The organism is Cytobacillus sp. Hm23, from assembly GCF_051842895.1.
Classification (GTDB): Bacteria; Bacillota; Bacilli; order Bacillales; family SM2101; genus Nanhaiella.
The window spans coordinates 1-6,071 of the sequence record NZ_JBPXRQ010000081.1; the positions used below are offsets into that span (position 1 = coordinate 1).

The 6,071-nt window shown below is 31.6% G+C and carries 7 protein-coding genes; 6 read left to right on the top strand and 1 reads right to left on the bottom strand.

Going from position 1 to position 6,071, the window contains the following annotated elements; translation table 11 throughout:
• Positions 1–8 precede the first annotated feature (8 nt).
• The 6 genes from ACSVDA_RS24465 to ACSVDA_RS24490 all read left to right on the top strand — a co-directional run bounded on the left by ACSVDA_RS24465 (position 9) and on the right by ACSVDA_RS24490 (position 5,841).
• Complete coding sequence (locus tag ACSVDA_RS24465; protein WP_485886873.1) at positions 9–101, top strand: IS3 family transposase; 93 nt, start codon at positions 9–11, stop codon at positions 99–101.
• 703 nt (positions 102–804) lie between these two features.
• Positions 805–1,260 carry a nucleoside deaminase gene (locus ACSVDA_RS24470; protein ID WP_485886996.1) on the top strand — a complete coding sequence of 152 codons (456 nt, stop codon included), beginning with the start codon at positions 805–807 and terminating at the stop codon, positions 1,258–1,260.
• A 983-nt stretch (positions 1,261–2,243) separates the two neighbouring features.
• Positions 2,244–3,278, top strand: a complete 1,035-nt coding sequence (locus ACSVDA_RS24475) for an alpha/beta fold hydrolase (RefSeq protein WP_485886998.1) — start codon at positions 2,244–2,246, stop codon at positions 3,276–3,278.
• Positions 3,279–3,877: 599 nt separating this feature from the next.
• Positions 3,878–4,702 (top strand): pyrroline-5-carboxylate reductase, encoded by an 825-nt coding sequence (gene proC / locus ACSVDA_RS24480; RefSeq protein ID WP_485887000.1) that lies wholly within the window; start codon positions 3,878–3,880, stop codon positions 4,700–4,702.
• Positions 4,703–5,049: 347 nt separating this feature from the next.
• Entirely contained in the window at positions 5,050–5,247 is a 198-nt protein-coding gene (locus ACSVDA_RS24485; RefSeq protein ID WP_485887002.1) for a hypothetical protein, read from the top strand.
• A gap of 27 nt (positions 5,248–5,274) precedes the next feature.
• Entirely contained in the window at positions 5,275–5,841 is a 567-nt protein-coding gene (locus ACSVDA_RS24490) for an ATP-binding protein (RefSeq protein WP_485887004.1), read from the top strand.
• 148 nt (positions 5,842–5,989) lie between these two features.
• Here the strand turns inward: ACSVDA_RS24490 and ACSVDA_RS24495 are convergent.
• Positions 5,990–6,071: IS3 family transposase (locus tag ACSVDA_RS24495; protein ID WP_485884303.1), on the bottom strand; the 82-nt coding region annotated here is incomplete at its 5' end.

Consider the following 6,071-nt stretch of genomic DNA (forward strand, 5'->3'; position numbering starts at 1 on the left):
ATGACTACGTGCATTGGTTTAACCATATTCGTATTCATAGCACACTAGGTTATGCAAGTCCTATTGAGTACAAAAATAAACACCTTAAGAAAATTGTCTAGTTAGGTGTTGACAGTCCAGCTTAAAAGAATTAATGACAGACTTCATCTATATAGTGCTAAAATGAAAAAAAGTAAGCCTCTTTTTCATTTTAGTGATACATATGGGGATAAGAAGTAATACACTGTTTCCAATGAAGCATACTTATATTTAGGTATAGATAATAGCCCAATATTTATTGAGGATGAAAACTGGATAATGAAGAACCTTAGAGTTCTATGAGAAAGAATAAATTATTACGATATTTGGTTTTTTAGTAGAACGTTTGATTATGGTCTATTAGTTTGACGTTATGGAGGATATTTAGAGCACGACCCAAATACCAAAGAAATTTCTTTTACCGTAACTAAATGGATTGAAAATTGAGTTTTAGCAAAATGGAAGGAATGAACTAACATTGCGCTTTTTACGAAATGGCCCTTAATGAAAAGCTTTTTTTTGGATAGGACCTAGGATGTTAATAATGATATTTATGATGTATGGGTATTTAATAAAAGCCATCATATTACACAAACCCTACATCAGGAAGTCATGTGAGTGAAATTTGTGATAAGATAAAGAACTTTAAGAACTATATAATTCTAATCTTAGAGCCAACCCTTAGCTACTTTACATAATCTTTTAATAAATCTTAAGTAATAATTGACGTTGGAAACCATAATAGAAAATAAGTAGTTCTCAACATTTAGATGGAGGTTTAATAAAATGACGAAAAATGATGAATATTTTATGAAACAAGCACTGGATATCGCTTTTCAAGCTAGAACGGCAGGAAATGAACCTTTTGGAGCTATATTAGTAAAAGGTGATGCTGTAGTAATGATTGGGGAAAACAAAATTAATACTTTGTGTGATCCTACTCACCATGCTGAAATTGGACTTATTAGAAAATTTTGTTCTGAACATAATATTTTTGATCTAAGTCAATATAGTCTTTATACCAGTTGTGAACCTTGTGTAATGTGCTCAGGAGCTATGGTTTGGTCGAATCTCGGAAAAATAGTATACAGTGTATCTCATGATCAATTAGCAAAAATAGCAGGTAGTAACATTATGATATCATGCAAAGAAGTATTTGATAAAAGTCCTCAAAAACCAGTAGTGGTAGAGAAAATATTAAATGAAGAGGGATTAAAAGTATTTGAAGGATATAAGTTTTAAATTAGAGACATCTACAAGAAAGATACCAGAGTGACCTACCTTCAAAATATGGATTTGTTTTCTACACGATACATTATTGTTTGCGCACTGTATAACTATATTGTTACTAGATAGGTGGCAAATAACAATCTAATTGTTAGGGTCAGTTATTTTTTAAAAATTTGCTATCGCTATATCAATTCTATATAGAAAATGCATTCTTGATAAAGTGGAATTAGTAATGTTCTTATTGCAACTTCCATAAAAATAATACATATTAATACGTCAACCAGAAATAACTAAACTTTTTCTTTAGTAACGAAAAAAGTCCATTTTCTCATTTTTAATACTGAGAGATTGGGCTTTTTAATATTGTAATTTTATTAACGCTTTATAGCCACTTTTGCTTATCCTACCCATAGTATGTAGCTGCATCATTGGATAACAAAGCAGAAGGGCAAAATACTCCCAAATTACATTGCGAAGTATGATAACTATTAATGCAGGGATATATGGAAGATTCTAGAATAGATAATTATTAACAATAATATAAAAGAGGTGAAAAGGTGGATAGCAAATTACTAAAGGCTGTTTTTGCATTGATTGTTGTTTCTCGTATTAAGAAATAGAACAGTACACAACTAGAGTTCGTGGCATCTTTTCTTCAGTACAACGATGACTTACAATATAATAACCACTTTTTTTGTATTTAATTGATAATAATAGCAACAAAGTTTACGAAAAGAGCCTTACTAAAAGAAAGGGTAGGAACGATTATTTCTTAAAATGGTGATTTGAAACTTTACGATTCTGTTCGAAGAAATAAGTATTAGCCATCGAAAGAAGAGTGTAACAAGGCGACAATTACTTATTAGTATTTTTGCAACTGTACATAGGAGCTTTTTTTAACGGATAGTGAAACAAATAGTGGTTCAGAAAAGTTATGAAATAAAAGCCATAATAAGCTATAAAATAGTAGCTTAGTTAAGGGAGATGTAATAAATTTGGAAATTAAATATAGGAATGCTACTAAAACATTTAGAAAGTTAAAATTAATAGGAATAACTTTAATTACTATCATTCTACTTACATTGGTAGCAGGTTTTTTGTATGAATATACGAGTTACAAAAATGTTAAAAACAACTTTCATCCAGATGGAGAAATGGTTGATGTAGGAGATAGAGAAATACATGTGAATATTCAAGGGAAAAAAACGAATCTACCATCTATTGTTATTGAAGCAGGAGCTGGTTCATGGTCCTATGATTGGTCATACGTCCAGAAAGAGCTATCAAAACATTCTGAAGTAATTACTTATGACCGAGCAGGGCTTGGGTGGAGTGAGCCACATCCTAATGGATACAATATCGATACGACGATAGATGATTTAAGTGAAATTATTGAATATTCTAATATTGATACCCCAGTAATATTAGTGGGTCATTCACTTGGAGGGATTTATTCTCGTCTCTTTGCAGATAAATATCCTGAAAAGGTTTCAGGCTTAATTCTTGTTGATGCACGAAATGAATATTTTACAGAAAAAGCTACAACATTTAATGATGTGTATTTTGAGTCACAAGATCAAACAGTATATCGTATATTATCTCAATTTGGAATTATACGCTTATTTGGGGAGGCAATGCTTGGCGATGCAATTCCCTATTACCTTTCAGCAGAAAAGCAGGTCAATGTTCAATACGACTCTGATTTTTTCAAAATAACCGATGAAGAATTCAAACAATTAAGATCATTAGAGAAGCTATTGAAGGATACTCAACACCTAGATGATAAGCCTCTACTAATTATTACACCAAGTGATATAGATAGAGAAATGATATTAGGTACAATCGGATTAGGATTTTCAGAAGAAGAGGCGAATATTATTGATCAGCAATGGAAAGATGCTCAAAAACAACAAACCGATTTATCAAATAATAGTGAGCTTATTTTAGTTCCGAATAGCGGTCACAATATGATGTTTGACCAACCTGATGCAATTATTGAAGCTATTTTGAAAATGGCTGGTGAAATATAAACTATATAAAGGAGTGAGCTTTATTAAATGTACAGGTTTAAATTTGCATTAACCATAACAGAGCTCTTTAATGGTTTTATAAAAGTAGCCGTTCCATATAGGGATGGCTTTTTCATTCCGTAAATTCTTTTGAATTGTTAAATAAAAAGAAACATCATTGGTAGACTTTAAATTTTGAAGGTCTGCTTTTTAGTTTAGACAGTTTTTATACAAAAAAATAAACTCGTATACAACTAAGTTTCGGAGCATCGTTACTTTTATAAAACGATGACTGTTGAGTAAAACGACGTTTTTATCTATATAGCAACAAAGTTTACGAAAAGAACCTTAGTTTATATAGAAATTTAAAACATTGATATGGCATATAGGTTATATAGAGCGTTTACAATATATGTTTGGTAGGATGTTGAAGCATTTGCTAGCAATTGTAAGAATCGCTCATATGAGTATTAATGATCGTATTCAATTCAATGAGGTTGCTAGTTAGGCGTGTAAATGGCGTTTTCTCAAACTTAAGTAGTTCTGTAGACTATTAACTGTATCTTTTGAAAGAGACCTAAAATAAACATTTTTAATAAAAACTGGAGTGGTAAGAGTAGATGTTACAAAACGAAAAGGTTGCATTTTTAGGTGCTGGTTCAATGGCGGAAGCTATGATATCAGGGCTGATTTATACAAAGAAGATTCCAAATAACCATATCATTGTAAGTAATCAAAGTAATATGGAAAGACTACGCACACTTGAGGATAGATACGGGATTCGTGGAGATACAAAGGATGATATCAATTTTTCTGAAATAGATTTTATTGTTTTAGCTATGAAGCCAAAAGATGCGGAATCAGCTCTAACATTTTTAAAGAATAAAATAAAACCGAATCAAGTTATTTTATCAGTAATGGCAGGTATCACAACAGCTTTTATAGAGGAACGATTAAATGAAGGACAGCAAGTAATAAGAGTAATGCCAAATACTTCTAGTATGGTAAGAGAATCGGCAACAGGGGTGTCTACTGGATCTAATGTTGAAATGGACAAAGTAATGATAGTAAAGCAAATATTAGAGTGCTTTGGTGAAGTTTACTTAATTGAGGAAGAGAAAATGGATCTATTTACTGGAATTGCCGGCAGTGGTCCAGCTTATTTTTACTATTTAATAGAACAAATTGAACGAGCAGCAGTTGACGGGGGTATAGAAGAAGAAACAGCACGAAAAATTAGTGTTCAAACAATGCTAGGTGCTTCCAAAATGATTATGGAACGAGACGAATCTCCATCAAAATTAAGAGAAAATGTAACATCTCCAAATGGAACAACACAAGCGGGGTTAGATGCGTTACAAAAATTTGGCGGGGGCAAGGCAATTAAGCAAGCAGTCAAAACAGCTGCAAAACGATCAAGGGAAATTAATAAAGAGTATTTATAAATGTAGGAGTAGTTGGATGGGATGACAGTTCCTTGTAAAACACATTAACTTACAATTTTATTTAACATAATAACATGAGATGATTAGTATTAATAGAGGTTTAGCTACTAATGGAATGACAACATGAAAATACTATTTAGCAAAAGGCGCAAATCTGCAATCTAGATAGGCGTTTTTTTCTTTTTAGGATAAATTGTGGAATAAGAAGTTGTTAAAATATTTAATATTTGAAATAATGTGTATTCAGGGATCATTATAAAGGATATGTTGTCTGTAATTGAAGAATAGATTATAGTAACGAAGTGAGAGTGCTTACAAAGGAAAACTAGTTTATGAAGGCTAAATTGATGACTACTGTAGGAGTTTTAGGAATAACACATGAAGAAGAATGGCAAGAGAAATATCATTTACTGTTATCTCTAATAGAAGAATTATTAAATGAATTTAATCCTGATGTTATATGTGGGGAAGTTCACCCCGACAGTTGGGATCTATACATTAGGGAAGGGAAGCTAAAAGTATTTATGGAGAAGAAAAGAGCCTAATAAAAAGCAAAGAACGTAAGGGGAATTATGAAAAGATTAGTTATTATCACAGTAGGTAAAACCCATAGTGGAAAAACTACATTTGCAAAAGCCTTAGAGAAAAAGTTAAATAACTCTTTTGTAATGGACCAAGATAACCATGCTGAATTTATAAATACATATTACGAGAAGCTACAACCAAAACAAGGGCCTAACATTCTAAAGCATTCTATCTCAACGTTAATTGTTAATTATGCCAAAGAACACACGGACTTTCATATTATTTCGTGTAGTGCAAATCGAACTAGAAAAGGGAGAAAGTATTTGCTTGAGGAAATATATGATAGAGATGAGTTTGTACGAATATTGGTTCATTTTGATATTCCAGATGAAATTCTCTATGACCGTGTTATTCATAGTCAACGAAGGACAAATATATTCAGAGGACCTTATTCAAATTTTAAGGAAGTGCTCTTGAGACAACAAGTTGAATCACGATTAGAAGGTGTTGTGGATCCAGAAGAGGGAGAAGCAGATCATTTATTTATAATTAAAGATAACAAGGAAGTTGATTCTGTTATTAAAGAAATCGTTCATCTTTCTAAATTTTTATGAGTTGTTTTCCATTCTAGCATCCAGCAAACGGGGGCTTTTCTTGAAGACTATTTTTATTCTCTTTTAAGATAATTATAATTCGAGTCTTCAGCAATATGACGATAATCTAAAATGAAGTGACCCCAAAAAGTTAGACACGTTATTAAATTTATGCAACTTTGGCATGAGTTCGGTATTGTACTGGGCTCATGCCATTTAATTTACCTTTTATCCTTTTATGATTATAGTAA

Coding starts and splice junctions, on each gene's coding strand:
- ACSVDA_RS24485 (WP_485887002.1), top strand. CDS start 5,050: ATGACTACTGTAGGAGTTTTAGGAATAACACATGAAGAAGAATGGCAA.
- ACSVDA_RS24490 (WP_485887004.1), top strand. CDS start 5,275: ATGAAAAGATTAGTTATTATCACAGTAGGTAAAACCCATAGTGGAAAA.
- proC (WP_485887000.1), top strand. CDS start 3,878: ATGTTACAAAACGAAAAGGTTGCATTTTTAGGTGCTGGTTCAATGGCG.
- ACSVDA_RS24470 (WP_485886996.1), top strand. CDS start 805: ATGACGAAAAATGATGAATATTTTATGAAACAAGCACTGGATATCGCT.